At 55.7% G+C, this 24079-nt stretch carries 22 protein-coding genes; 14 read left to right on the top strand and 8 right to left on the bottom strand.

Going from position 1 to position 24079, the window contains the following annotated elements; genetic code table 11:
- Positions 1-95: 95 nt before the first annotated feature.
- The 5 genes from LKE23_RS05590 (at position 96) to LKE23_RS05570 (ending at position 2959) form a co-directional block, all read left to right on the top strand.
- Positions 96-509, top strand: coding sequence for a bis(5'-nucleosyl)-tetraphosphatase (locus tag LKE23_RS05590; RefSeq protein ID WP_291976338.1), 414 nt, complete (start codon positions 96-98; stop codon positions 507-509).
- A 1-nt stretch (position 510) separates the two neighbouring features.
- On the top strand, positions 511-1092 hold the full coding sequence (locus tag LKE23_RS05585) for a guanylate kinase (RefSeq protein WP_291976337.1): 582 nt from the start codon (positions 511-513) through the stop codon (positions 1090-1092).
- A 79-nt stretch (positions 1093-1171) separates the two neighbouring features.
- Entirely contained in the window at positions 1172-1567 is a 396-nt protein-coding gene (locus tag LKE23_RS05580; RefSeq protein WP_434737611.1) for a Fur family transcriptional regulator, read from the top strand.
- Positions 1568-1638: 71 nt separating this feature from the next.
- A complete protein-coding gene (locus LKE23_RS05575; protein ID WP_291976335.1) occupies positions 1639-2100 on the top strand; it encodes a hypothetical protein in 462 nt (153 codons plus the stop codon).
- Between the two features lie 16 nt (positions 2101-2116).
- Positions 2117-2959 carry a DUF6681 family protein gene (locus LKE23_RS05570; protein ID WP_291976334.1) on the top strand — a complete coding sequence of 281 codons (843 nt, stop codon included), beginning with the start codon at positions 2117-2119 and terminating at the stop codon, positions 2957-2959.
- Positions 2960-3025: 66 nt separating this feature from the next.
- Here the strand turns inward: LKE23_RS05570 and LKE23_RS05565 are convergent, their stop codons facing one another.
- Positions 3026-3259, bottom strand: coding sequence for a PspC domain-containing protein (locus LKE23_RS05565; RefSeq protein ID WP_267201230.1), 234 nt, complete (start codon positions 3257-3259; stop codon positions 3026-3028).
- 57 nt (positions 3260-3316) lie between these two features.
- Positions 3317-4363 (bottom strand): aldose epimerase family protein, encoded by a 1047-nt coding sequence (locus LKE23_RS05560; protein ID WP_291976333.1) that lies wholly within the window; start codon positions 4361-4363, stop codon positions 3317-3319.
- Positions 4364-4645: 282 nt separating this feature from the next.
- Between LKE23_RS05560 and LKE23_RS05555 the strand changes: the two genes are divergently transcribed.
- The 3 genes from LKE23_RS05555 (at position 4646) to LKE23_RS05545 (ending at position 9089) form a co-directional block, all read left to right on the top strand.
- A complete protein-coding gene (locus LKE23_RS05555) occupies positions 4646-5212 on the top strand; it encodes a TetR/AcrR family transcriptional regulator (protein ID WP_291976331.1) in 567 nt (188 codons plus the stop codon).
- A gap of 24 nt (positions 5213-5236) precedes the next feature.
- On the top strand, positions 5237-7954 hold the full coding sequence (locus LKE23_RS05550) for a YhgE/Pip domain-containing protein (RefSeq protein ID WP_291976330.1): 2718 nt from the start codon (positions 5237-5239) through the stop codon (positions 7952-7954).
- A 142-nt stretch (positions 7955-8096) separates the two neighbouring features.
- Positions 8097-9089, top strand: coding sequence for a D-2-hydroxyacid dehydrogenase (locus LKE23_RS05545; protein ID WP_291976329.1), 993 nt, complete (start codon positions 8097-8099; stop codon positions 9087-9089).
- A gap of 62 nt (positions 9090-9151) precedes the next feature.
- Here the strand turns inward: LKE23_RS05545 and LKE23_RS05540 are convergent, their stop codons facing one another.
- The 4 genes from LKE23_RS05540 to LKE23_RS05525 form a co-directional block, all read right to left on the bottom strand.
- The gene (locus LKE23_RS05540; protein WP_291976328.1) at positions 9152-9703 is read right to left on the bottom strand and encodes a PAS domain-containing protein; all 552 of its coding nucleotides are present in this window, start codon (positions 9701-9703) and stop codon (positions 9152-9154) included.
- A 59-nt stretch (positions 9704-9762) separates the two neighbouring features.
- Complete coding sequence (gene hflX / locus LKE23_RS05535; RefSeq protein ID WP_291976327.1) at positions 9763-11046, bottom strand: GTPase HflX; 1284 nt, start codon at positions 11044-11046, stop codon at positions 9763-9765.
- A gap of 32 nt (positions 11047-11078) precedes the next feature.
- Entirely contained in the window at positions 11079-11735 is a 657-nt protein-coding gene (locus LKE23_RS05530; protein ID WP_291976326.1) for a histidine phosphatase family protein, read from the bottom strand.
- Positions 11736-11808: 73 nt separating this feature from the next.
- Entirely contained in the window at positions 11809-12459 is a 651-nt protein-coding gene (locus LKE23_RS05525) for a DedA family protein (protein WP_291976325.1), read from the bottom strand.
- A 200-nt stretch (positions 12460-12659) separates the two neighbouring features.
- Between LKE23_RS05525 and helD the strand changes: the two genes are divergently transcribed.
- A complete protein-coding gene (gene helD, locus LKE23_RS05520) occupies positions 12660-14960 on the top strand; it encodes an RNA polymerase recycling motor HelD (RefSeq protein ID WP_291976324.1) in 2301 nt (766 codons plus the stop codon).
- A 187-nt stretch (positions 14961-15147) separates the two neighbouring features.
- Here the strand turns inward: helD and LKE23_RS05515 are convergent, their stop codons facing one another.
- Positions 15148-16020 (bottom strand): DMT family transporter, encoded by an 873-nt coding sequence (locus LKE23_RS05515; RefSeq protein ID WP_291978269.1) that lies wholly within the window; start codon positions 16018-16020, stop codon positions 15148-15150.
- Positions 16021-16232: 212 nt separating this feature from the next.
- Between LKE23_RS05515 and LKE23_RS05510 the strand changes: the two genes are divergently transcribed.
- From LKE23_RS05510 to coaA, 4 genes are all read left to right on the top strand, one after another.
- The gene (locus LKE23_RS05510; protein ID WP_291976323.1) at positions 16233-18329 is read left to right on the top strand and encodes an LTA synthase family protein; all 2097 of its coding nucleotides are present in this window, start codon (positions 16233-16235) and stop codon (positions 18327-18329) included.
- 130 nt (positions 18330-18459) lie between these two features.
- The gene (locus LKE23_RS05505; protein WP_434737590.1) at positions 18460-18831 is read left to right on the top strand and encodes a cupredoxin domain-containing protein; all 372 of its coding nucleotides are present in this window, start codon (positions 18460-18462) and stop codon (positions 18829-18831) included.
- Positions 18832-18849: 18 nt separating this feature from the next.
- The gene (locus LKE23_RS05500; protein ID WP_291976322.1) at positions 18850-20802 is read left to right on the top strand and encodes a copper-translocating P-type ATPase; all 1953 of its coding nucleotides are present in this window, start codon (positions 18850-18852) and stop codon (positions 20800-20802) included.
- A gap of 100 nt (positions 20803-20902) precedes the next feature.
- Positions 20903-21826 (top strand): type I pantothenate kinase, encoded by a 924-nt coding sequence (gene coaA / locus LKE23_RS05495; RefSeq protein WP_291976321.1) that lies wholly within the window; start codon positions 20903-20905, stop codon positions 21824-21826.
- Here the strand turns inward: coaA and LKE23_RS05490 are convergent.
- Positions 21823-22995 carry an ATP-binding protein gene (locus LKE23_RS05490; RefSeq protein WP_291976320.1) on the bottom strand — a complete coding sequence of 391 codons (1173 nt, stop codon included), beginning with the start codon at positions 22993-22995 and terminating at the stop codon, positions 21823-21825. The two genes, coaA and LKE23_RS05490, sit on opposite strands and share 4 nt — an antisense overlap.
- A gap of 292 nt (positions 22996-23287) precedes the next feature.
- Between LKE23_RS05490 and tpiA the strand changes: the two genes are divergently transcribed.
- A complete protein-coding gene (gene tpiA, locus LKE23_RS05485; RefSeq protein WP_291976319.1) occupies positions 23288-24067 on the top strand; it encodes a triose-phosphate isomerase in 780 nt (259 codons plus the stop codon).
- Positions 24068-24079 lie beyond the last annotated feature (12 nt).

Below are 24079 nucleotides of genomic sequence, written 5' to 3'. Positions count from 1 at the left end.
GCCAATGAGCACCGCTTTTATTTATTAATGATAAACGGCACTTATATTAAAAGTCAATGAGAAAATTAATAAAAATTTAAAGGAGACGGATAAAAATGGCAATTGAAGTAACGAGTGGCGCCGTCGTTTACCGGCGGACTGACAAGGGAATTGAATACCTGTTATTAGAGAGTCAAAACAAGGGGCACTTCTGGGGCTTCCCCAAGGGCCACGTCGAGGGTGACGAAACCCTGAAGCAGACGGCCGAACGGGAGATCAGGGAGGAAACCCAGCTGGTCCTGCCGATCGACACCAGCTTCCACGTCTACACCGAATACGACCTGCCCAACGGCAACCGCAAGCAGATGACCCTCTACACCGCCGAACTGACGCAAAAGGAGGACATCAAGCTCCAGGCCGAGGAAATCAAGAACAGCGGCTGGTTTGACTACGCCACCGCTCGCCAGCAATTGACCTACGACAACTTAAAGGAGCTGTTGGACCAGGTCAATGACCACCTGACGAAGTAAGATGGCAGAAAAGAGACACGTTTTCATCATCTGCGGGGCGGCCGGCTCCGGCAAGACGACCGTGGCCACCTACCTTCAGGAGCACTACGGGATGCACCGGGTCATCACCCACACGACCCGGCAGCCGCGGCCCGGGGAGGTCGATGGGGTCGACTACCATTTCGAGACTGATGAATCGATGAACCGCCGCCACCTCCTGGAACGGGTGACCTACGATGGCGCCCAGTACGGATCTTCCTATGAAGGCCTAAATGAGGGTTGGCAGCTGGGGCGCGACGACGTGATCGTTCTCGACACCGCGGGAGCCTTGACCTACCACCAGGAGCTGGGCGACCGGGCGGTAATCATCTTTTTAACGGTTTCCAAGATGGCCGCCCTGGCCAAACGGATGACGCAGCGTGGCGACCGGCCAGCCGCCATCGTCTCCCGCCTAAAGAGTCGGGAGTACCGGCGCGACCTGGTCCTGCCACAGGGCCTGCGGGGGATTGCCCACGTGATCGTGAATGATCGTTGGGAGGACACCAGTCGCCGTTTGGACCAGTTGGTGGATCAAATAGTACCCAAAGCAGATGACTTGTGCTAAAATTGAGGCTTCAAGTGAGGGGGGATTGAGTGTGCAGGACTTAGTAGGACGGGCCCAGCGCGTCTTAAAAGAGAATCACATGCGCTGGACCAAGCAGCGAAAGATGATGATTGAGGCGGTCAGCCGGGATCCCCAGCGCTACGTTGATATTACCCAGGTCGACCAATACCTGCGTCAGGCCTATCCGGGGCTGAGTCACAACACAATCTACCGCAACTTCAAGGAGTTTGAGTCCCTCGGCATCGTCGAATTACGGCAGCACAACGACCAGATGCAGGTTAAGTACCGCTGCGATCCCTACCACCATCACCACTTCATCTGTGACCAGTGCGGCCGGGTTCAGGAGATCAAGATGATGCCAATTGACGACGCCTTTTTCGAACGCCAGCTGCCGGGAATCAAGATCACCGGCCACCGTTTCGAGCTGCACGGCATCTGTGCCCAGTGCCAGGCCAAGCAGCAACGCGGACAATAATCTTCAATCTTCTTTAACATTTGTTTCGCAAAAAAGCGGGTATAATCGACCTGAGAAAAGGAGACATGTATATGGCAGGAAAAATTCCACCCTTGGTGACACCCTTTGCTTTGGTGTCGCTGGTGTTAGCGTTGGGTGCAACCAACGTGGTGGTAAACAAGACCACCCACACCAGTGAAGGTGCCAAGGTGACCTCAGTGTCATCTAGTCGTACGACCTCGCTGAATGATGACGACCAAAAGGCTTCGCACAGCTCCAGTCAGGTCGACGACGATAAGAATGATGCCAATAAGCCATCTAGTCGTGCAAACGACGATAACGATACGACGACTGAGAACAAGAATCAGACGAATAACGACAATAATACGAACGACAACGACACGACTGGCACGCAGGCTAAGAGCAGCAGCCAGACGACCACGAATAATAATACGACCAATAAGTCCACTGGTAACACCACGAGCACGAATGGCAACACCAGTCAGGGAACGACGACCACGACTGGTGGCACTACCAGCCAGACCAATCAGTAAGGAGGTGCAGGCCTAGATGTTTAGTTTTCTTGACATGATTAATTCATCGCTGAGCTACTTCAACCTGGACGCCAAGTTGAAGAGCCGGATCTACATCATCATTGCGACGCTCGGGGACGGCTACCTGGTCTACGTCACCTTCCGGCTCTTCATGAACCACGTCTGGCTGCGGGGCTTCCTGTACTGCCTGGCGATGCTTGCAATCACTTACTTCCTCTACCTGAACTTCGTCTTCTACTTCCTCGGTCGGACCTCGCGCCTTGACTTCCTGTCACCGCGCTTCGCCAAGATCACCGGTCAGAAGTTCAATAACGGCACTACGAAGACGGCGCCGTCCTTCGCCGCCCAACAGCAACTGGCTGAACAGCTCGCCAACAATTCCAACGGGGTCTTCTCCAATGCAGAGACGATTCCGGCCGTTGTGGCGATCGACGATCATGAGCAGCGCAACCTGCAGAAGGTCGTCGACGAGCTGCTGGAGGCGGGGATCTTCGTCAACGATTACAGCGGCCTGAGCGACCAACAGATCATTGACCAGTATGCCGAGACCAACCAGCCGATCCCGGCACTGAACGCCCGCTCGGTACCGCCGTACTTCGAGCTGGTTCACGACGAATTGCGCCACCGCCTGGAGATCTACATCGGGGTCAACCAGATGGAACGGCGCGCTGTCGGTCACATCGTCAAGATCGGCCTGACGGATGCCTCGGCCGCCCACCGGCGCTACCAAATCTACCTGGCTAACCTGGCCGTGACCGGGGGACCAAACAAGATTCCGGGACGGCGGGGTTCGACGATCATGACAACCGCCGACTACAGCCTCAACGCCCAGGTGGCCTACCGCGACCGGCAAAAATAACAATCTCAATAGACAAGAAAAGCACTTCAGCAAACGATTCGCTGAAGTGCTTTTTTCAGGTTTAAATTACTTTTTCTCTTCGAACTCGCCCTCAACCACGTGGTCGTCGTGCGAGCCGGCGTCCGGCATAATCAGGGCCGCTACGATGTAGATCAGGCCGACCGGGAAGAAGCCGGTCAGGACCAGCAGAACTAGGGCGACCAGCCGAATCACCGTCGGGTCAACGTGCATGTACTCAGCGAGCCCACCACAGACACCGAGGAAAACCTTGTTCTTGGACTTTGTTAAACGCTTTTTCATAAAGATGACCCCCATTCCAAAATGCTATCTTACTAAGTAAATTATACCACAATCCGCTTAGGCAAAGTATTCGTAACGCAGTTCGTAGTGCTCCGGGTGCCCCGGCCGCAGTGCGATGTCACCGAATTGGGAGTGGTGTGGAGAGTCGGGCAGGGTCTGTCCCTCCAGAGCGATGGCAAACCAGCTGGCGGATGGCCGGTTGTAGCCGTCGACCTGGACGCCGTTGGCGGTGTAAACCACCAGGCCGTTGCGGTCGGAGTACATCTTGATCTTCCGGCCGGTTGCGGCGTCCATCAGGGTTGCGACGGGTTCGTGGGCCAGCCGGTTGCTTGGCAGGACAACGAAGACATCGTCGAAGCCGCCCTCGGGGTTGTGTTCCTCCTGAAGGTGCTGGAGGGCGGTCCCGAGAACCGTTGGGTACTTGAAGTCGTACGGCGTGTCCTTGTTCAGCAGTTTCTTGCCGGTCGGGATCTTCTCGTCGTCCAGCTGCAGGTGGTAGGTGGAGTTCAGGCTCAGGACATGGCCCTGGATGGTCTTGGCTTCACCGGACAGGTTCCAGTAGGTGTGACTGGTCGGGTTGAAGAGGGTCTTGGCGTCGGTTTGACCGTCGAAGTCAATCGTGACGCTGTTGTCATTGAAGAGGGTGTAGGTAACCTTGACGTCCTCCTTGCCCGGCAGGTTGTCGGTAGCGGTGTCGATGCTGGTGGTCAAGATGGCCTGGAGACTGTCACCGTTCTGCTTGGTTTCAACCTGGTAGAACTGCTGGGGAAGACCGTTGGCACCACCGTGCAGCAGGTTGTTCCCCTCGTTGGTTGGGACCGAGTAGCTTTCACCGTCGATGTCGAACTTGCCCTTGGCGATCCGTCCAGCGGCCCGGCCGACGATCCGGCCCGCGTAGAGACTAGCGTATTCGACGTACGGTTCGAAGCTATCGGCAGCCAGCAGGAGGTTGACCCGGCCACCATGGGTATTTGGAACCATAAAGGCCTGCCAAATCCCGGCAAAGTTAAGGATACTGATGCTGACGTTGTTGTCATTAGTCAGGGTGTACTTGATGACGTCGGTGTCTTGGTAGCTGCCAAATTTTTCGTTTGAAATCTTCATTAATAAACGCCTCCTGCGATAATTGTTTTCATTGTGATTGTAGCATAAATGGACACTCGGCCGGCCTGTTTTGCCTGATTTTAATCCAAATATAGGAAAAGAAGTCGTTTTCTTATCGAAGCTCCATTAACAATTCCCAAAATGAATCATGGAAAAACTATTGGAACGTTTTGAACCTTATGTCTCATTTATATACTAACATATTCAAATAGTCCTGTTGTTTGAATTCAGAACGTTATATAGTGTTCTCTGTAAATTAGGGACAGAGGGGAGGAATAGTAGATGCGTGTAACACGAACAGTTCGTGATTTTCAAAACGCACTCCTGGTGTTATTGGAGAATAATTCGTTTGACCATCTGACGGTTGATCAGATCTGTAAGGAAGCTCTTTTGCACCGGAGCAGTTTCTACCGTTACTTTAACGATAAGTATGACCTGTTGGAACAGACACTGAAGGCCCAGATTAACCGAATCGCGGACAGTGGTGACTCCGAAGAAGATATTATGAAGCAATTGATTATTTATATTGACGAGCACCGTAACGTAATTCGGCACCTGGCCGCCAGCAATTCGCGCAGCTCGATTTATTCGGAAATGCTGCAGATCCTGACGCAGATTTTCCTGGAACGGTCTGAACAGTCCAGCAAGGACGCGATCATTCAGGCGCTGCAGGAATCCGACAATCCGGAGCTTTTGGCCTACACGTTGAGCGGCTCGATTCTTGGCGCCTTCAAATGGTGGCAGACGAAGAATTATGATGTGCCAGTTGAGGACATGATTCATTACGCCCGCCAAACCGTTCGGATCTTATCTGACGATGATCGGCCGATCTTAAAGTCAAGTAAGTAAAGCAATTCGAGGTGAAAGAGAATAATGTGGGAAATGATCAAGCAGGAATTTAAGAATATTTACCACAACAAAATCCTGCTAGTATCAACCGTGGTAATCTGTATCATTCCCTTCCTGTACAGTATCTTCTTCCTGAAGTCTGTCTGGGACCCTTATGGGAGTACAGGAGATTTACCAGTTGCTGTGGTAAACAAGGATGTCCCGGTGGAATACCAGGGCAAAACAATGGCGGTCGGCGATCAGACGGTCGACAACCTGAAGCATAACCATTCCCTGAAGTGGGAGTTCGTCTCTGCCAAGAAGGCGCACGAGGGCATGACGCACCGGAAGTACTACACGGTCGTCACGATCCCGAAGAACTTCTCGAAGAACGCCACGACGGTGATGGACAAGCACCCGAAGACGATGAAGCTCAAGTACGAGACCAACGACTCCCTGAACATGATCGGGGAAGTTATCTCCGAAACCGGGATGACCCGGCTGAACACCAAGGTGCGGGCCGCGGTTACCAATGCCTACGCTTCGGCGATGTTCAAGGAACTCCACGTCGTCGGCAAGGGGATGAACACGGCGGCCAGCGGTGCCAAGCAATTGAGCACCGGGATGGTCAGCTTAAGCGACGGGGTTAACCAATACGTCGTCGGGGTCAGCCAAGTCAACGCCGGTGTTCAACAATTGAAGGTCGGCGTGACCCCATTGGCATCCGGCGCGGCCCAGCTGGCCAGCGGCAGTCAAACCCTGGCGAGCGGCATTCTCCAGTACACGGCTGGGGTCAGCCAGCTCGGCAGCGGGGTGAGCCAATTAATCGCCAACTCCGGCACGCTGAACAGCGGTGCCGGGCAGTTGAGTTCTGGTATCGGCCAGTTCTCCAGCGGGGTCAACTCGCTAAACTCTGGACTGGGGACGCTGGATAGTAAGGGCGAAGAGTTAAATACTGGTGCTGGTAGAATTGCAACTGGTGCAAGTCAGTTTAATAGCCAAGTTAACAGCATGCTTCCTGGAATCCAAAGTCAGATGACTCAGATGTCCGGAAATGTTGAACAAAATGCCAACGCTCTTAAGAGTGCACTTGCACCGCTGGCTAGTTCGACAAGTTCACTTACGCAGCTTTCGTCACAACTTGGTCAGCTTTCATCACAGCTGGGACAATTACAACAGGCTGCTAGTCAAGGACAGTCGCAATCTTCTACAAGTCAAACGACAACTAATGATAGTGCTGCTTCAAGCATTAATGCGGCAAAGAGTCAGCTTAGTGGGATCGATACCTCAAATATGAGTGATGCTGATAAGACAAAGTTGTCCAGCGCAATCAATGATTTGAATGGGGCCGATACAAGTTCCAAGACGACGACTACTAGCTCTAATAACAACGCTAATAGTAATCTTGCTCAAAACATTGGAAAACTCAAATCTGAGGTTGACCAACTTCAAGCGGCTGTTGATAAATCTGCTGCAACTTCTGGTCAGAATGCTCAGCAGGTTATGACTGCTGCAAATGGCTTAGAACAAAGCCTGAATAGTATGAAGACCGGCAGCAATCAAGCGCTATCCAATATTAGCAGTCAATTGACTAGTGCAACTAGCTCACTTGTTAATTACACGAATCAACTGAATTCTGGTGTTAATGAGTATACTGCTGGTGTCCACACTGCCGCCGCTGGTTCTGCTAAGTTAGCCGCCAGCACCGGAACCTTACAGTCCGGTGCCAACCAGCTTGCTGCCGGAATCAGTCAGTACACGGCCGGCGTCAGCCAGGTCGGCAGTGGGGTTAGCCAGCTGAACGCCAACAGCGGTCAGCTGAACTCCGGTGCGGCCCAGCTGGCATCAGCCCTGACCCAGCTCAACGCTAAGGTTCCAACCCTGGTTGCCGGGATTAACCAACTGGCTTCCGGGACCCAGCAGCTGCAAGACAACTCACCGGCACTGATTTCCGGGATTGCCAAGCTGAATGCTGGATCAACGAAGCTGTCGAAGGCTCTGGGCAAGGGTGCCAAGACGATCAACGGCATCAAGGTCAGTGGCCGGAATGCTAAGATGTTCGCCGCACCAACGACGCTTCACCACAAGCACTACAGCTACGTACCAAACTACGGTCACGCATTAGCACCGTACGTTCTGTCCGTTGCCCTCTACGTCGGGATGCTGGTCTTCAACTTCGTTTACCCAATCCGGCGTGAAGCAATGCCTGGCCACTCCGCTACCGCTTGGTGGCTTAGTAAGGTCGTTATCGGCCTGACTGCTGCCACCACGATGGCCGTCGTTGAATGTGGTATCATGATGGCTTGCGGCCTGACGGTTGACCACGCACCGTCGTTCTTCCTGACGACGATCCTCTTCGGGTGGGCCTCGATGGCGATCGTGATGTTCCTGTCGATGACCTTCGACAACCCAGGTCGGTTCGTCGCCATGGTTCTGCTGATGCTGCAGCTTGGTGGTTCTGGTGGGACCTTCCCGATGGAAATCACGATGAAGTTCTACAACGTCATTCACTGGTTCCTGCCGATGACCTACTCGATTCAGGGCTTGCGGCAGTCGATCAGCAGCGGCTTAGGAACGCACTACGCAATGTTCTGCAATTCAGTTCTGCTGGGCATCGCCGTTGCCTTCTTCCTCCTGCTCTGGCTGTCAATGAAGGGGATTCACTCTCATGCACTGAACCTCTTCCCACGTCTTGACCGTGAGCAAAAGTTCATGGACAAGGCCCAGACCAAGGGAATTGACTCGGACGACGATAACAAGTAACAATAAAAAAATCTCCACGTTTTGCGGCGTGGGGATTTTTTGTTTAGCAAATGAAACTTAGTATGCGAAATGATTGCTGACGATGAATAAAATTAATGTTATCCTATTAATGTAAGAGCTTTCAGAAAAGGAATGAATTCAAATGAAAATTATTATGTTCGGTACCAAGACCGCCGAGCGGCCGTATGCCAAGGAATGGGCAGAGATGACCGGCAACGAGGTCAAGCTGGTTAGCGAAAACCTGACCCCCGAGACGCTCGACATGGTCAAGGGCTTCGACGGTGTTTCGATCCAGGAGACCTCACTGCTGGGGGACGCCGATTTCTACCGTCAGCTGGCTGAGCTGGGGATCAAGCAGATCTCGACCCGGACCGCCGGCTACGACATGCTCGACCTTAAGGCTTGCCAGGCCAACGGGATCACGGTTACCAACGTCGCTGTCTACTCCCCACGGGCCATTGCCGAAATGGGTCTGACCCAGGCGATGTACCTGCTGCGGCGGATCGGTGAGTACGAGTCCCGGGAAAAGCAGGGCGACTTCCGCTGGAACCCTGAGCTAATCAGCAACGAAATCTACAACCTGACCGTCGGGGTGATCGGCCTCGGCAACATCGGTGGGGCCACCGCCCAGCTCTACAAGGCCCTCGGCGCCCGGGTCCTGGCTTACGACCCGAACAAGAATGTCGAGTACGCACCGTTCGTGGAGTTCACCGACATGAGCACGATCATTCGGACCGCGGACATCATTACCCTCCACACGCCGCTTCTGCCAAGCACCAAGAACATGCTGGCGGCCCCACAGTTTGCCAGCATGAAGAAGGGCGCCATCGTCATCAACATGGCCCGGGGTGGCCTGATCAACACGGCCGACCTGCTGGATGCCCTGAAGAGCAAGCACTTGGGCGGGGCCGGCCTCGACACCCTGGCCGACGAATTCAGCTTCTTCAACCAGGAAGTGCCGTTTGACCAGACGCCGGCGGACTACCAGGAGCTGGCCAAGATGCCGAACGTCCTGGTAACGCCGCACGTGGCCTTCTTCACCAAGACCTCGATCCGCAACATGGTCCACATCAGCCTGGACGACGTGGTCAAGGTCGTCAACGGCGAGCACTCACGCAACGAGGTTCGGATCTAAAATTTCACCAAATAAGAAAATACCACCCGATAAATTTACAGATTTATCGGGTGGTATTTTCGTTATTCATCTTTCTTCGAGGCACCCGTCGTTGCGTCGGGTTTGGTGGACTTTTCCAGTGATTGGTCTTCGCCGGTGATCGAGGCCGTTGTGACTCCATCAACGACCTGACCCTCGACGATCCCGTGGGCGAAGACGTCCTGCTCGCACAACCGACAGATGTGCTCGACGTCCTCGGTTACCTGGAGGGCGCCGAGGTAATGGTTGTCTTGGTCGCGGATCGCGTAGTAGCGGATCAGCGTGCGGTGACCGTCCATGACTTGTGGCGATTCGACCATGTCGCGCTCACCGGTGTGCAGCATTTTCAGGACCTGCTTGACCATCGGCACGACCCGGTCGGGATGGCAGCCCAAGACGGAGTGGGTCAGTCGCTGCTGGAGGCGGTCATCGTCGCGCCATGGGTTTGGCGAGTACCAGACGTACTGGTCGTTGGCGTCAACGTAGTCCAGTTCGTAGGGCATCGTCTTGAAGATGGCGTGGACCTCGGCCAGGTTGACCCGGCCGGTTGGAAATTGAACGTAGCTGTTATCGGCAAAGGGAATTGTTTCAGGCATTGCGAGAGCCTCCTAAAATAAAAAATCGATCCGTAATCGTTACAGATCGATTATAGCATTTATTTGACTTCGTACCGGGCAAAACGCTGGTAGTCCTGCGGGGCGGCCTCCATCGTCAGCAGGGTCCCGTTGCTTTGGTACTCGGTGTCCAAGATGTTGGAATGCTCGTTTAAGTAGGAGACGACCTGGCCGTCCGCGAACGGGATCAGGAGCTTGGCCTGCACGTAGTCTTGGAAGAGGTGCTTGCGGATGACGTCCACCAGCAGGTCCAGCGAGGCGTCCTGCTTAGCCGAAATGACCAGCTGGTCGTCGCCTTCGAGGACCGGGTACTCGGTTTCGTTCTCGGTCTTGTCGGCCTTGTTGAAGACGTAGATCATCGGGATGTCGTGGATGCCGATCTGATGGAGCGTCTTCTTGGTGGTTTCCATCATTTCCTCGTAGTGCGGATCGGAGTAGTCGATCACCTGGATCAGCAGGTCGGCGTTGGCAGCCTCGGCCAGCGTCGACTTGAAGGACTCGATCAACTGGGTCGGCAGCTTGCTGACGAAGCCGACGGTATCACTGAGCAGGAACTCCTTCTTGCCCGGCAGCGTCATCCGCCGCACGCTGGTGTCCAGGGTGGCGAAGAGCATGTTCTTTTCAAAGACCGTCTTGTCCTCAACCTTGCCGTACTTGCGGACCAGGCCGTTCATCAAAGTCGACTTGCCGGCGTTGGTGTAGCCGACCAGGGCGGCCGTCGGAATCTCGCTCTTGGCCCGCTGCTTGCGCTTGGTCTCCTCGGACTTGTCGATGGCGGCCAGTTCGTGCCGCAGGTGGGTGATCTGGTGCTGGATTACCCGGCGGTCCATTTCCAGCTTGGTTTCACCGGCACCACGGTTGGTGAAGCCGCTCCCACCACCGGTCTGCTGGTCGAGACGCTGACTGGCGCTGGTTTGCAGCCGCGGCAGGCGGTACTGGAGCTCGGCAATTTGGACCTGGAGCTTGGCTTCCTTGGTCTTGGCCCGGGTGGCGAAGATCTCGAGGATCAGTGCCGTCCGGTCGAGAATCCGGTGGCCGGTCTCCTCCTCCAGGTTACGCAGTTGACTAGGCGTTAGCTCGTCGTTGGTGATGATGGTGTCGGCGTGGTTTGCGGAGGCAACGTCGGCAATTTCTTGGACCTTGCCCTTGCCAAAGTAAGTGGCCGGGTTCGGGCGGTCCACCACCTGGTCGATTCGTTCGACCACGTCCATGTGGTTGGCCTGGGCAAGCTCAGCCAATTCGGTCATCGAGTAATCAAAGTCCTCCTGGCCGGTGTCGAGGCCGGTAATGATTACCCGTTCATCTGCTTGTATGTTTGTATCCATATGAAGAAGAATTTCCCCCTTTACGGATTTAATTAGTCAGGAATTTCCAATTTGTTGTAGAAATCGACGCTGGTCCGGTCACCATCGAGGGTCAGCTTCGTAATGCTGCCGTTGCGTGGCGACTCGCCGGGGTCAATCTGATCGGAGAAGTGGGAAGCGATGGAACGGATTGCGGCCCCGTGCGAAACGACGACGACGGTTGAGCCGTCGGGCAGGGCACGCAGGTGATCAAAGCCCTTGTTGATCCGCTCCCAGAAGCGGGTGCTGTCCTCGGCGTCACCGTACTGGTCGGCGGCCGCAATCTTGTCCTTGAGCTTGTCGGGCCCCCAGCCGCCGATCATGGCCGCAAAGCTGTGGTAGCCCTCGGCGCCGCCTAGAAAGTCGGCAAATTCCGCACCATTTTGGCCCTCGAAGGAACCGAAGAACTCTTCCCTGAAGGCTGGCTCCGGGGTCGGTTCGGTGATGTCGGTGTTCGGATCGGCCGCCAGCAGCAGGCGGGCGGTCGCCATTGTCCGGGCCAGATCGCTGCTGAAGACGTAGTCGAAGTGGATCTTGGAGAGGAGCTGGCCGGCCCGCTTGGCATCGGCCTGGCCCTTCTCGGTGAGCGGGGCGTCGGACCAGCCCTGCATCCGGTTGTAGCGGTTTAAGTATGTTTGACCGTGACGAACGAAATAAACGTTAATTGCCATGGTGTGCGAACACTCCCTTTAATAAGATAGAATACTGATCTTATTTTACCATGAAATGGCGGGGGGATCGCAACTAGAGCATCCGGTTTCGCCGAATGATTTTCTTACGCAGCTGTCTGATTCCGAAGGTGATCCCGCCGATCGCCGCGCCGATAAGGACGAAGCCAAGGATCAGCAGCGAGAAGTGCTTCCGGACGAACGGGATCGAGCCGAGGTAGTAGCCACACCCCGCGCCCAGGGCCACCCAGGAGGCCACGCCGATCATGTTGGCGACGGTAAAGCGGTGGAAGGGGTAACCCATGATACCGGAGATCAGGGGAATGAAGGAACGGATGAAGGGGACGAAGCGGCCAAAGGCGACGGCCCAGAAACCGTAGCGGTCCAGGAACTGGCCGGCCTCAATTAGCCGTGGGCCCTCGAGCTGGCGCTTTAGCCAGGGCCAATGGGAGAGGCCGCGGCCAATGAAGTAGTTGACGGTGTCACCGATGAAGGCCGCAAAGAAGAAGACCGGAATGATGATTTCCATTTTCAGGACCGGCTTGACGGCAATAAAGGAGCTGGTTAAAAAAACGAGTGATCCCCCTGGCAGCCAGGGAAAGATCACCAACCCCGTTTCCATGAAGACCAGGGTGAAGAGGATCAGGTAAGACCACGGCCCGAGCCATTGGAACATGGGAATTAAAACTTCTGCAATGTGGGTGAGGATGTAGAAGAGATGGGCCATAAACAGTCTCCTTTCAAATTCAGTGTTATTAGTATCATTGTAGGCCTAACGAAAAGAAAGTGTCTAATGATTTGGGCGAAATTAACCAATCCTTATAATCAGCCCGGCGATCAGGGCAAATATTAGCGGTCAAGCGGGCGATAATGCTATAATGGTAAGACGATTTCGCGGCGCTGACCGCTTTGGAAAGGAAGATCGATGTGGTTGAAGATTCAGTAAGAAAGTACGAGCAGGCACACCTTGATCACGTGCTTGATGAGATCAAGAAGGCCGAGGCCAAGGCCAACGAGAAGATCAGCACGGCCAAGCGCGACATCAGGGGCATCAACGAGCAGATCAACGATATCCACCTCAACACCACCACCTATTCGGGGATGATGGATACCGCGCTGTCGTTCCGGGCCCAGCAGCAGATGCTCGACGAACGGCAGAACAGCTGGCAGCATTCTTCCGAGCACCTGGCGACCCTGCAGCGCCTGGAGAAGCAGCCCTACTTTGCCCGGATTGACTTCCAGGAGAAGGGCGCCGAGAAGCCCGAGACCGTCTACATCGGCCTGGCCTCCTTCAGCGACCGTCCCGACCACTTCCTGATTTACGACTGGCGGGCCCCAATCTCCTCCGTTTACTACGAGGGCAAGCTGGGCAAGGTCAGTTATGCGACCCCGGTCGGCACCCAGGAGGTCAACATGACCCTCAAGCGCCAGTTCCAGATCAAGGACGGGACCATCGTGACGATCTTCGACACCGACGAGCAGGTCGGCGATCAGATGCTGCTGTCGGCGCTGGGCAACCACTCCAGCACGAAGATGAAGAGCATCGTCACGACCATCCAGCGGACCCAGAACCAGATCATCCGGGATACCGAAAGCGACCTGCTCTTCGTCCAAGGGGCGGCGGGCTCCGGAAAGACGGCCGCGGTCCTGCAGCGGGTGGCCTGGCTGCTCTATCGTTACCGGGGCAACCTCTCCTCGTCCCAGGTGGTTCTCTTCTCGCCCAACCAGCTCTTTAATGACTACATTGACCAGGTGCTGCCGGAACTGGGAGAACACAACATGGTCCAGATGACCTACTTCCAATTCGTCAACCAGCGGGTCCCACGCCTCCATGTCCAGACGCTGGCCCAGCGATTCGCGGCCGGCCAGACCAAGCAGTCCCGCAACATCCAGCGCCTGCTGATCAGCCTGCGCTACTTTAAGGAGACGGGCCGCTACGCCAAGCACCTCGGCCACGCCGACATGCGTTTCCGCAACATCATGTTCAACAACAAGGTCTTTATTGCCAAGGACAAGATCAAAGAGATCTACTACTCCTTCAACAACAACTACAACTTGGGCAACCGCCTTGACGGGACCAAGGAGGCACTGATCAAGTACCTCAATCACCGGGTCAGCACCGAAATGCGCAGCAAGTGGGTCGAACAGCGCGTTCAGTCCCTGAGCAAGGAGGAGATCGACAACCTCTTCGGCAACGAGCCGCGCGAATTCGACAGCGAGGACCAGGAGTTCCGTTTTCTGGCGCGCAAGATCGTCATGCGGGCCTTCGAACCCATCAAGCGGGCGATCAACCACAACAATTGGATCAACATCAACGGCCAGCTGCTCCACTTCCTGCGGGTGACCCCCAAGCTGATCAATTTGGCGGACTATGACCTGACCGATGCCCAGTGGCAGGAATACGTCGATCGCTTCAAGGAAGACCTCCGGCACGGCAAGATCAGCGCCAGCAACATCACGATCTACCTTTATCTCTACGACCTGATCATGGGGCGGCACGGTGATCGCAGCATTCGCTACGTCTTCGTCGACGAGGTCCAGGACTACGACGCCTACCAGCTGGCCTACCTCAAGTACCGTTTCCCGCGGGCCAAGTACACGCTGCTGGGGGACCTGAACCAGGCGATCTTCACCCACGAGAACAGTCACACCCTGCTCCACCAGCTGGGGACGATGTTCGATCCGGAGAAGACCAAGGTGGTCCAGCTGACCGAGTCTTACCGGTCGACCAAGCAGATCACCGACTTCACCAAGCACCTCCTGCTGGACGGCGAGGAGATTCGGGCCTTCGATCGGAACGGCGAGCGGCCACAAGTGATTGTCAGCCCGGACATGGACCACAGCGTCGACGCGGTGGTGCGGGTCCTCGAAAAGTACCAGCAGGAGCACGACGCGGTTGCCATCATCGGCAAGACCCTGGAGGACAGTGAACGCCTTTACCAGGAGCTGACCAAACGCAACGTCAAGACGACCCTGATCCGGACCGAGAACCAGCGGCTGGTCAATGGGGTCATCATCGTGCCGTCCTTCCTCGCCAAGGGCCTGGAATTCGACGCGGTAATCGTTTGGAACGCCAATGCGACCCAGTACCAGGGCGACGACGAGCGGCAATTGCTCTACACGATCTGTTCCCGGGCAATGCACGCGCTGACCCTGACGGCAATCGGCCAGTCGACTCCGCTGCTGGCGGGCGTGCCCCAGGACGAATACGAATTGATTGAAGAATAAATGAAGAGGCTAGGAGAAAGCAAAGTTCTCCTAGCCTCTATTGGTTTTTGGACATTAAAAAGATAACGTGGAAAACAACCGTGGGGCTAGTGTCTAACTACGGACGAAAGCCGACGCCTTCAGCGCCGACTCCCGTCCTAGGTTAGCCATACGCCCCACTCAGATGGTTGTTTCCCACTCACTTTTTCTATGCACTCCTTTTCTTAAAGAACGGCAACTGCCGCAGGTCGACTTGCATAACGGCGTTGGCCAAGAGCAGGATGATGCCGCCGACGACGAGCCGCGGCGTCAGCGGGTCGTAGCCGAGGATGACCGAAAAGACGCTGGCGAAGAAGGATTCCAGCATCAGGATCAGTCCGGCCGAGGTGGCGTCGGTGTAGGCCTGGGCCGTGATCTGCATCCCCTGGGCCAGGAAGGTGACCCCGATCGCCAGGATCGCCAGCGGAACCAGGGCCTGGAGCCAGTGGACCTGCCCCAGGGTGGATCGTTCGGTGAGCAGGACGGTGATCCAGCCGTAGACACCCTGGCAGAGACCAATCATGAAGATGACCACCCAGGGGCTGGATACCTGGGGCGCGTACTTGCCGAAGTAGATTAGCTGCAGGGCCCAGAAGATTGTCGAGACCAGCGTCAGCAGATCACCGTACTGGAAGTGCAGTCCTTCGCTGGTGACGTTGGTGATGATCGCCATGCCGATGATGGCCAGGGTGATGGCAAAGTAAGTCTTGCGCTGGGGCCGCTCGTGCCAGACGAGCCAGAGAATCAGCGGGGCCACCGCGATGTAGAGGGTGGTCAAAAAGGCGTTCTTGGCTGGCGTGGTGTAGCGGAGGGCGTCGGTCTGCAGGTAGTAGCCGAGAAAATTGATGGTGCCCATCAGCAGTCCAAGCTTGATGTCCTTGCGGTTGATCTTGTTGATCTTCTTGAAAAATAGCAGGTAGCCAGCGATGACACACATCGTGCCCCGGCAGGCGTTGATCAGGCCGGAGTGCATCCCGGCCTGCACGGTCAGCTTGGCGAAGACGTAGCTGCTGCCCCAGAGGATGGCGACGGCCAGCAGCATCAGGTTGGCTTGTTTCTTATTAATAGACATAATTACCCCTTTCTCTCTCTTTGAACCGTAACATCTTATCATGTTCACCCGCGATTGGTAAGGGTCTGGGGCGCCTTCCCAGGAATTTCTAAACTTTTTTGAAAATTAAAACTTTTGTGATTGCATGCGGCGGTAATAGTGTATTATTGTAAGTATTGATATTTTTTTCTGGAGGAACGAACATGAAAACAGCGTTGCAGAAGTTACGACGCGGCTTAAACACCAAGATTGGGTTCTTCCTGCTCGTCGTGCTCTTATTCTGCATTAAGAGTTACTGGGCGTATCAAAACGAGTTCAACCTTGGTGTCAAGGGAAGCATGCAACACTTCCTGCTGGCGTTTAATACAATTCCGGGGGCCTTAGTCTTCCTGGGGATTGCGCTGTACTTTAGGGGACGGCTCTCGTATTGGCTGATGCTGATCGTGAACTTTCTCCTGTCGACCTGGATCTTTTCCAACATTCTCTACTACCGGGAATTTTCGGACTTCATCACCTTCAACGTGATCAAGGGCTCCGGGGCGGCGTCAAACAACCTGGGCAAGAGTCTGATGGGAATCATCAGGCCCGAGGACTTTTTAGTCTACGCGGACGTGATCATCCTCGCCCTGATCCTACTGTTCCACTTCATTCGGGTGGACATGCGCTACTTCAAGATCCGCTATGCGATGACGATCACGATGCTCGGCTTCGTCCTCTTCGGTGCGAACCTGGGGATGGCCGAGACGGACCGGTCACAATTATTGACGCGGACCTTTGACAACAACTACATCGTTAAGTACCTGGGGATCGAGGCCTACACGATCTACGACGGGGTCAAGACGACCCACAACAGCGTCGTCAAGGCCCGGGCCAACCAGAATGAGCTTAAGCCGGTGCTGAACTTCATTCACCACAACTACGCCGGGCCAAACATCCAGTACCAGGGCGTGGCCAAGGGGAAGAACATCTTCGTCATCCACCTGGAGAGTCTGCAGCAGTTCATGATTGACTACAAGCAAGACGGCGAAGAAGTTATGCCGAACCTGGACAGCATCTACCATTCCAGTAACACGATTGCCTTCGATAACTTCTTCCACCAGGTTGGTCAGGGGAAGACCGCCGATGCCGAACTGATGCTGGAAAACTCGCTCTTCGGTCTGCCTGAAGGGTCGGCGATGGTAACGGACGGGACGACCAACACCTTCCAGTCCGCGCCCGCCCTGCTCCACCAAAAGCTCGGCTACACGACGGCCTCCTTCCACGGGGACGTGCCGAGTTTCTGGAACCGGGACAACGCCTACAAGTCCTTCGGCTACCAGTACTTCTTTAGCAAGCAGTACTACCCGAAGACCAAGGACTACGACGCCGGTTACGGGATGAAGGATAAGATCTTCCTGAAGGAATCGGCTCACTACATTGAGCAGCTGCCACAGCCGTTCTATGCCAAGCTGATCACGGTTACCAACCACTACCCGTACATCCTGGACAAGAAGAACAAGGACATCAGCGCCTGGAAGACCGGCGACAAGACCGTCGATCCGTATGTCCAGACGGCTCGCTACCTGGATGAATCCCTGGGTGAGTTCCTGGACTACCTGGATAAGTCCGGCCTGCGCCAGAACAGTGTCTTGATTCTCTACGGGGACCACTACGGGATTTCCAACAACCACCAGCCGGCGATTGCCCAAATCCTGCACAAGAAGAAGATCACCAACTACGACCTGGCGATGTTCCAGAAGGTACCGTTCATGATCAATGCGCCGGGCCTCAAGGGGGGCATCAACCACACGTACGGTGGCGAAATCGACGTGCTGCCAACGCTGGAGGACCTGCTGGGCATCTCGTCCAAGAACTACATCCAGTTCGGTCAGGACCTGCTGTCGACCAAGCGTAACCAGATCGTGCCGTTCCGGGATGGTGACTGGGTAACGCCGAAGTACACCAAGTCCAACGGTGATTACTACTACACCAAGACCGGGAAGCAGATCAAGCACGCAACGGCCAAGCAGAAGAAGGAATTCAGCAAGATCCAAAAGTACGTCACGACCGACCTCGGCTTGTCTGACAAGGTGGTCAACGGCGACCTGCTGCGGTTCTACAAGCTGAAGGGCTTCAAGAAGGTTAACAAGAAGGACTACACTTACAACCTCAAGAAGAGCCTGAAGAACCTGAAGAACGCGCAGAAGAAGAAAAAGACCAGCGTGAAGACCGAAAACAACAACCAGAGTACCTTCGACGATTACACGACCGACGCGCCGGAATTGAAGAACTACTCGAGCCTGAAATTCCCGAAGCCGTAGGGATCAGGTGAGGCGGCCAGCAAGAAAAAATTGCTGGCTGCTTTTTTTATCCATTTGTGTTGACAAATGTAAACCCAGGCCTTATAGTTAGAATATAAATTACAACTGTAAACGAAAGGGAGCAATTATTATGTCACAGCTATTAGTATTGATTATCGGGGTGATCTTGATCGTGGCCCTGTTCTGGTGGTTCTTCGGCAAGCACACCGAAGCTGCCGGGGACGCGACCGTCAACGATCAAAACCAGGAGGCGACGATCGTGGTCAAGGGCGGCTACAGCCCATCGACCGTTGTTTTGAAAAAGGGGGTTCCGGCCAAGGTCCACTTTGACATGAAGGACTCGACGGCCTGCCTCTCCCACGTCGTTTTTGACAAGCTGGGGGTCAACGCGGACCTGACCAAGCAGCCGGTCACGACGGTCGACATTCCAACCGACAAGGCGACCGAATACAATTTTGCCTGCGGGATGGACATGTTCCACGGTAAGGTCATCGTGAAGTAAGAAAAGGGGGTCGCCACAATGAAACATCTGACGAGCATTCAGCGCTTCTGGATCTCCTTTGTCCTGGTGATCCCGATGCTGATTCAAATGCTGACAATGCCTTTTCACTGGATGATGCCGGGCTACACCTGGATTGCCCTGGTCACCACCACCTTGATCATGCTGGTGGCGGCCGTACCGTACTGGACCAGTGCCTGGGCCGCCTTTAAGCACCACAACGCCAACATGAACACCCTGGTGGCGATTGGGACGGGAATTGCCTACTTCTACAGCCTCTTCGCCATGATCACCGGCCGGGCGGTCTACTTCGAGAGTGCGGCCTTCATTGCCGTCTTCATCCTGCTCGGCGACACGATGGAGGAGCGGATGCACAACAACGCCTCCAATGCGCTGAAGAAATTGCTGGACCTCCAGGTGAAGAGCGCCAGCGTGCTGCGGGACGGGAAGTTCGTCGCCGTGCCGCTGGACCAGGTCGAAGTCGGCGACATCATCCAGGTCAAGCCTGGGGAGAAGGTGCCGGTCGACGGGGTGATCACGACCGGGAAGACCACCATCGACGAGTCGATGATCACCGGTGAGAGCATGCCGGTGACCAAGAAGACCGGCGATAGCGTCGTCGGTTCGACCATCAACGGCGACGGGGCCATCCAGTTCCGTGCCACCAAGGTCGGCAAGGACACCATGCTTTCGCAGATCGTTGAGATGGTGAAAAAGGCCCAGACCAGCCACGCGCCGATCCAGAACCTGACCGACAAGATCTCCAAGGTTTTCGTCCCGACGGTGCTGTCGATTGCGATCATCACCTTCGTAATCTGGTACAGCTTCCTGGGCGCCACGGCCGTCCAGGCGATGCTCTTCGCCGTTGCGGTCATCGTGATCGCCTGCCCGTGTGCCCTCGGGTTGGCCACGCCGACCGCTTTGATGGTTGGCACCGGCCGGGCCGCAAAGATGGGCGTTCTGATCAAGGACGGCCAGGCCCTGGAAACGATCGACGATGTTAAGACGGTGGTCTTCGACAAGACCGGGACGGTGACCGTGGGCAAGCCGCGGGTCACCGATCTGGTCGGCGACAAGTCCCTGGTCCTCCAGACGGCGGCCAGCCTAGAGAGCTCCTCCGAGCACCCGCTGGCCAAGGCGGTCATGGAGCATGCCGCCGCTTCGGGGATCACGCCGGAGCCGGTTGGTGACTTTCGTGCTATCGAGGGTAAGGGCGTCCAGGCCACCATTGACGGTCAGCCGGCCTTTGTCGGCAACGAAAAGCTGCTAGCGGACTACCTGATTGAACCCGCCATGAAGCAGCAACTGACTGCCCTCCAGGATGCGGCCAAGACGGTTATCCTGGTTGGCCGTGCCAAGCGGGTCATCGGGCTGATCGCCATCCAGGACGCGCCTAAGCCGACGTCCGCCCAGGCAATCGCCGAGCTGAAGGCCCGGGGTCTCCAGACGGTCATGCTGACGGGGGACAACGACCGGGTCGCCCAGGCAATTGCCAAGGAGGTCGGCATCGATCGGGTCATCGCCAACGTCCTGCCGAACGAGAAGGCCGACCACGTCAAGGCCCTCCAGCAGGAAGGCAAGGTGGCCTTCGTCGGCGACGGGATCAATGACGCCCCGGCACTGACGACCGCCGACGTCGGGATTGCCATGGGTTCTGGGACCGACATTGCCATCGAATCCGGGAGCATCGTCCTGGTCCAAAACGACCTGCGCGGGGTGGTCAGGGCGATCGACATCAGCAAGAAGACCTTCAACCGGATCAAGCTGAACCTCTTCTGGGCCCTGATCTACAACCTGATCGGGGTGCCGATTGCAGCCGGCCTCTTCGTCGGCTTCGGCCTTCAGCTCAGCCCGGAATTTGCCGCCCTGGCAATGGCCTTCAGTTCCGTTTCCGTCGTTACCTCGTCGCTCCTGTTGAATAAGGCCAAGATTGGCGGCACGGAGCCAACGAGCGCGATCGAACAAGCAGCCTAGAGAACGAAAAAGCAGTGACTTAGCATGTGTGGGCGCTAAGTCACTGCTTTTATGGTATGATATTCGTAAACGTTTTCATGTATTGGGGTATTTAGAGACGATGGATGAATGGATGAATTACGAACAATTTGACCGGCAGACCTGGCACAGCTTTTTTCCAACCGACAAGGTCCGCCTGACTCAGGACAACCTGGAGGATATCAAGTCGCTTAACGACCGGATCTCGATCCAGGATGTGCAGGACGTCTACCTGCCGCTAATCAAGCTGATCCAGCTGCGCTACCAGAATTTCCTGGAGTGGCAGATGCAAAAGGCCAACTTCCTCCGCCAGCCGGTCCACCGGGTGCCGTACATCATCGGGATCGCCGGTTCGGTGGCGGTCGGCAAGAGCACGATTGCCCGGCTGCTGAGCATTTTGCTCAATAAACTGCTGCCGGACAAGCGGGTCGAATTGATGACCACGGACGGTTTTCTCTACCCGAACGCGGAGCTGAAGCGGCGGGGGATCATGGATCGTAAGGGCTTCCCGGAGTCCTACGACATGGAGAAGCTCCTGAAGTTCTTAAACGACGTCAAGGCCGGCGAGCCGAAACTGAAGGCGCCGACCTACTCCCACCAGGTCTATGACGTCCAGCTCGACAAGCCCCAGCTGATCGACGAGCCTGACATCCTGATCGTCGAGGGGATCAACACCCTCCAGCTGCCGACCAACCAGCGGATCTACGTCAGCGACTACTTCGATCTCTCGCTGTACGTCGATGCCAATGCCGACCTGATCGAGCACTGGTACCTCCAGCGGTTCGGGATGCTGCTCGACACGGCCTTCACCGACCCGTCGAACTACTACTACCCGTACTCGCAGGGGGATCGCGATGCTGCCTTTCAGATGGCCCGGGACGTCTGGGAACGCGTCGACCTGCCAAACCTGAAGGACTTCATCCTGCCGACGAAGAACCGGGCCAACGTGATCCTGCACAAGACCACGGATCACGTGATCGACCGGATCTTCCTGCGGCGCGACTAGGATTGCTCCGGCTGGCAAAGCCAGTCGAGCAGGGCGAGCGGCCGGATGGCTGGGTTGACTTCGAACATCTCCGGAGCCTGCATGACGATCAGGGATCGCTTGGCCGAGTCCGGCAGTGCGGCCAGACCGGCTGCGGCCCGGTCGTAGGCGCGCTGGTTGCGCAGGGAATAGACAAATTGAATATAGGATCGTTCTGAATCGCGCTCGGCGATGAAGGTGCAATGCTTGCCGGCATACACCCGATAGCCGCGGCGGACCAGTTCGATGAAGAGGAGTGCTTCCAAATTCGTTTGGGAAAGCACTCCTTTTTGGTTTGTCCAAAAATTGCGGAGGCTTAGGTCGACCGGGTAGTACTTGACGTTGGTGGGCTTGACCTTGTTGGTAGCCGGGTTGAGCTCGTGGCAGGGATAAAAGAGGAAGACGTCCTGGAGAAAGCCGAGGTAGGTTGCCAGCGTCTTGTTCGAGGCGGGAATGCCGGCGCGCTTGAGGCCGGTGACCGCCTGGCTGACGTTGACCGGACTGCCGACCTGCCCGGCAAGGAAGATGGCCAGCTGCTTAGTGAGGAAGGGATTGCAGAGGGTTCCCGGCTGGCTGAAGCCGCTGACGATGGCGGTGTTGACCACTCCATCGAGGTAGTTGGCCAGCTCCAGGGAACCGTGAACCTCCTGGGCAAAGGGAAAACCACCGCGGTTGAGGTACTGGTAGAGGCTGTGGCTGCTGGCCGGCAGGTTCCGGTATTGGCAGAATTCGGCAAAGCCCAGCGGCAGGACCGGAATCGTCACGCACCGCTCCTCTAAGGGGGCCAGGCGTTTCAAAAACGACCGGCTCGCCGCGGTGATGAAGACGTTGGCCCGGCCGTCCTTTAATAGCCGCTGCAGGAGGGGGATGATTTCGGGCAGGTAGTCGAACTCGTCGAGCAGGAGGTAGTTCGGCTTCCCTGCTACCAGCCGGGATTCAATCGTGTTCCAGAGATCTGCCCCGCTGGCCAGCTGCTGGCCGAAGCGGATAAATTGAAACTGGTCGTTGCTGACTCCCTGCCGCCGTAAGCGGTCCTTGAGTTGCTGTAGTAAAACCGTTTTGCCGGAACGGTGGACCCCACTGATGACCTTGATCAGCTGAGAATCGGCATATTTTTCTAATTGGTCTAGTTGTAAATTTCGTACAAACATCTTTGATACTCCACTGATTAATAATGATTTAATTTAATCTTATCAGTAATTGGACTAGTGAGCAAATTTGGAATTGATTCCCAATTTGAGCAAGTAAAAGGGACCTGAAAATTAGTAAAAACGGTAAAATTTACTAAAAACCATGCCCGAGAGGTCAACATGGCTACCGTTTGCACAGAAATTTATCCAAGAATTGTGCTTGACAGTCAATAAAATAGCGTTTAAGAAATTAGGCATGCTCAATTAAAGAACGAAGCGGTGCTCAGAAAAGAAAACAAAAGGAGCTACCAACATGAGAAAACCATTTATTATTGCAAACTGGAAAATGAATAAAAATGTCCAAGAATCCGTTGAATTTGCCAAAGCGATGCAAGACGCCGTGCCACTGGGTGAGGATGTCGGCATCGCCGCCCAGGCGCTGGCCCTCTACAGCATGCGGGCGGCAATCGGGGACTCCCCGCTGCGGATCATTGCCCAAAACGCGGGCAGCCAACCGTCTGGTGCCCAGACCGGTGAAATCAGTATCGAGAGCCTGGCCGACGCCGGCGTGTCCCACGTCATCCTGGGGCACCTGGAACGGCGGCTGCTCTTCCACGAGTCGAATGAGGAAATCAGCAAGAAAGTGGCGACCGCCCTGCAGTTCGGCGTGACCCCGATCATCTGCACCGATGAAGAAAAGATCCAGGTGACGATCGACGGCGAGCAGCACTACTTCTTCCACCAATTGACCAGCATCCTGCAGGGGCTTTCGCCAAAGCAGATGCGGCGGGTCATCATTTCCTACGAGCCGCGCTATGCGGTCGGGGCCAAGCAAGCCGCCAGTCCCGACATGGCGGAGACGGCCTGCTGGCAGATTCGCCAATCGATTGCCGATCACTTCGGCGCCGCGGTGGCCAATGAAGTCCGGATCCTCTACGGTGGCAGCGTTACTCCCCAGAACATTTACGGGATCGTCAGCCAGCCGGACGTGGACGGAACCCTGATCGGCCGGGCCAGCCTGAACGTGCAGAGCTTCCTGCAGATGGTCAACTGCTTCCAAGCAGCTAAGCAGCAAAAATTAACAGCAATTTAACGAGGAGATATT

The organism is Limosilactobacillus sp., from assembly GCF_022482365.1.
GTDB lineage: Bacteria > Bacillota > Bacilli > Lactobacillales > Lactobacillaceae > Limosilactobacillus.
The sequence above is the reverse complement of the archived record's forward strand: the minus strand, read 5'-3'. Positions and strand labels throughout refer to the sequence as shown.

Bases quoted from the DNA above. Each gene is read 5' to 3' on its own strand.
- LKE23_RS05590 (WP_291976338.1), top strand. From the start codon at position 96: ATGGCAATTGAAGTAACGAGTGGCGCCGTCGTTTACCGGCGGACTGAC.
- LKE23_RS05585 (WP_291976337.1), top strand. From the start codon at position 511: ATGGCAGAAAAGAGACACGTTTTCATCATCTGCGGGGCGGCCGGCTCC.
- LKE23_RS05580 (WP_434737611.1), top strand. From the start codon at position 1,172: ATGCGCTGGACCAAGCAGCGAAAGATGATGATTGAGGCGGTCAGCCGG.
- LKE23_RS05575 (WP_291976335.1), top strand. From the start codon at position 1,639: ATGGCAGGAAAAATTCCACCCTTGGTGACACCCTTTGCTTTGGTGTCG.
- LKE23_RS05570 (WP_291976334.1), top strand. From the start codon at position 2,117: ATGTTTAGTTTTCTTGACATGATTAATTCATCGCTGAGCTACTTCAAC.
- LKE23_RS05565 (WP_267201230.1), bottom strand. From the start codon at position 3,259: ATGAAAAAGCGTTTAACAAAGTCCAAGAACAAGGTTTTCCTCGGTGTC.
- LKE23_RS05560 (WP_291976333.1), bottom strand. From the start codon at position 4,363: ATGAAGATTTCAAACGAAAAATTTGGCAGCTACCAAGACACCGACGTC.
- LKE23_RS05555 (WP_291976331.1), top strand. From the start codon at position 4,646: ATGCGTGTAACACGAACAGTTCGTGATTTTCAAAACGCACTCCTGGTG.
- LKE23_RS05550 (WP_291976330.1), top strand. From the start codon at position 5,237: ATGTGGGAAATGATCAAGCAGGAATTTAAGAATATTTACCACAACAAA.
- LKE23_RS05545 (WP_291976329.1), top strand. From the start codon at position 8,097: ATGAAAATTATTATGTTCGGTACCAAGACCGCCGAGCGGCCGTATGCC.
- LKE23_RS05540 (WP_291976328.1), bottom strand. From the start codon at position 9,703: ATGCCTGAAACAATTCCCTTTGCCGATAACAGCTACGTTCAATTTCCA.
- hflX (WP_291976327.1), bottom strand. From the start codon at position 11,046: ATGGATACAAACATACAAGCAGATGAACGGGTAATCATTACCGGCCTC.
- LKE23_RS05530 (WP_291976326.1), bottom strand. From the start codon at position 11,735: ATGGCAATTAACGTTTATTTCGTTCGTCACGGTCAAACATACTTAAAC.
- LKE23_RS05525 (WP_291976325.1), bottom strand. From the start codon at position 12,459: ATGGCCCATCTCTTCTACATCCTCACCCACATTGCAGAAGTTTTAATT.
- LKE23_RS05515 (WP_291978269.1), bottom strand. From the start codon at position 16,020: ATGCTGCTGGCCGTCGCCATCCTCTGGGGCAGCAGCTACGTCTTCGCC.
- LKE23_RS05510 (WP_291976323.1), top strand. From the start codon at position 16,233: ATGAAAACAGCGTTGCAGAAGTTACGACGCGGCTTAAACACCAAGATT.
- LKE23_RS05505 (WP_434737590.1), top strand. From the start codon at position 18,460: ATGTCACAGCTATTAGTATTGATTATCGGGGTGATCTTGATCGTGGCC.
- LKE23_RS05500 (WP_291976322.1), top strand. From the start codon at position 18,850: ATGAAACATCTGACGAGCATTCAGCGCTTCTGGATCTCCTTTGTCCTG.
- coaA (WP_291976321.1), top strand. From the start codon at position 20,903: ATGGATGAATGGATGAATTACGAACAATTTGACCGGCAGACCTGGCAC.
- LKE23_RS05490 (WP_291976320.1), bottom strand. From the start codon at position 22,995: ATGTTTGTACGAAATTTACAACTAGACCAATTAGAAAAATATGCCGAT.
- tpiA (WP_291976319.1), top strand. From the start codon at position 23,288: ATGAGAAAACCATTTATTATTGCAAACTGGAAAATGAATAAAAATGTC.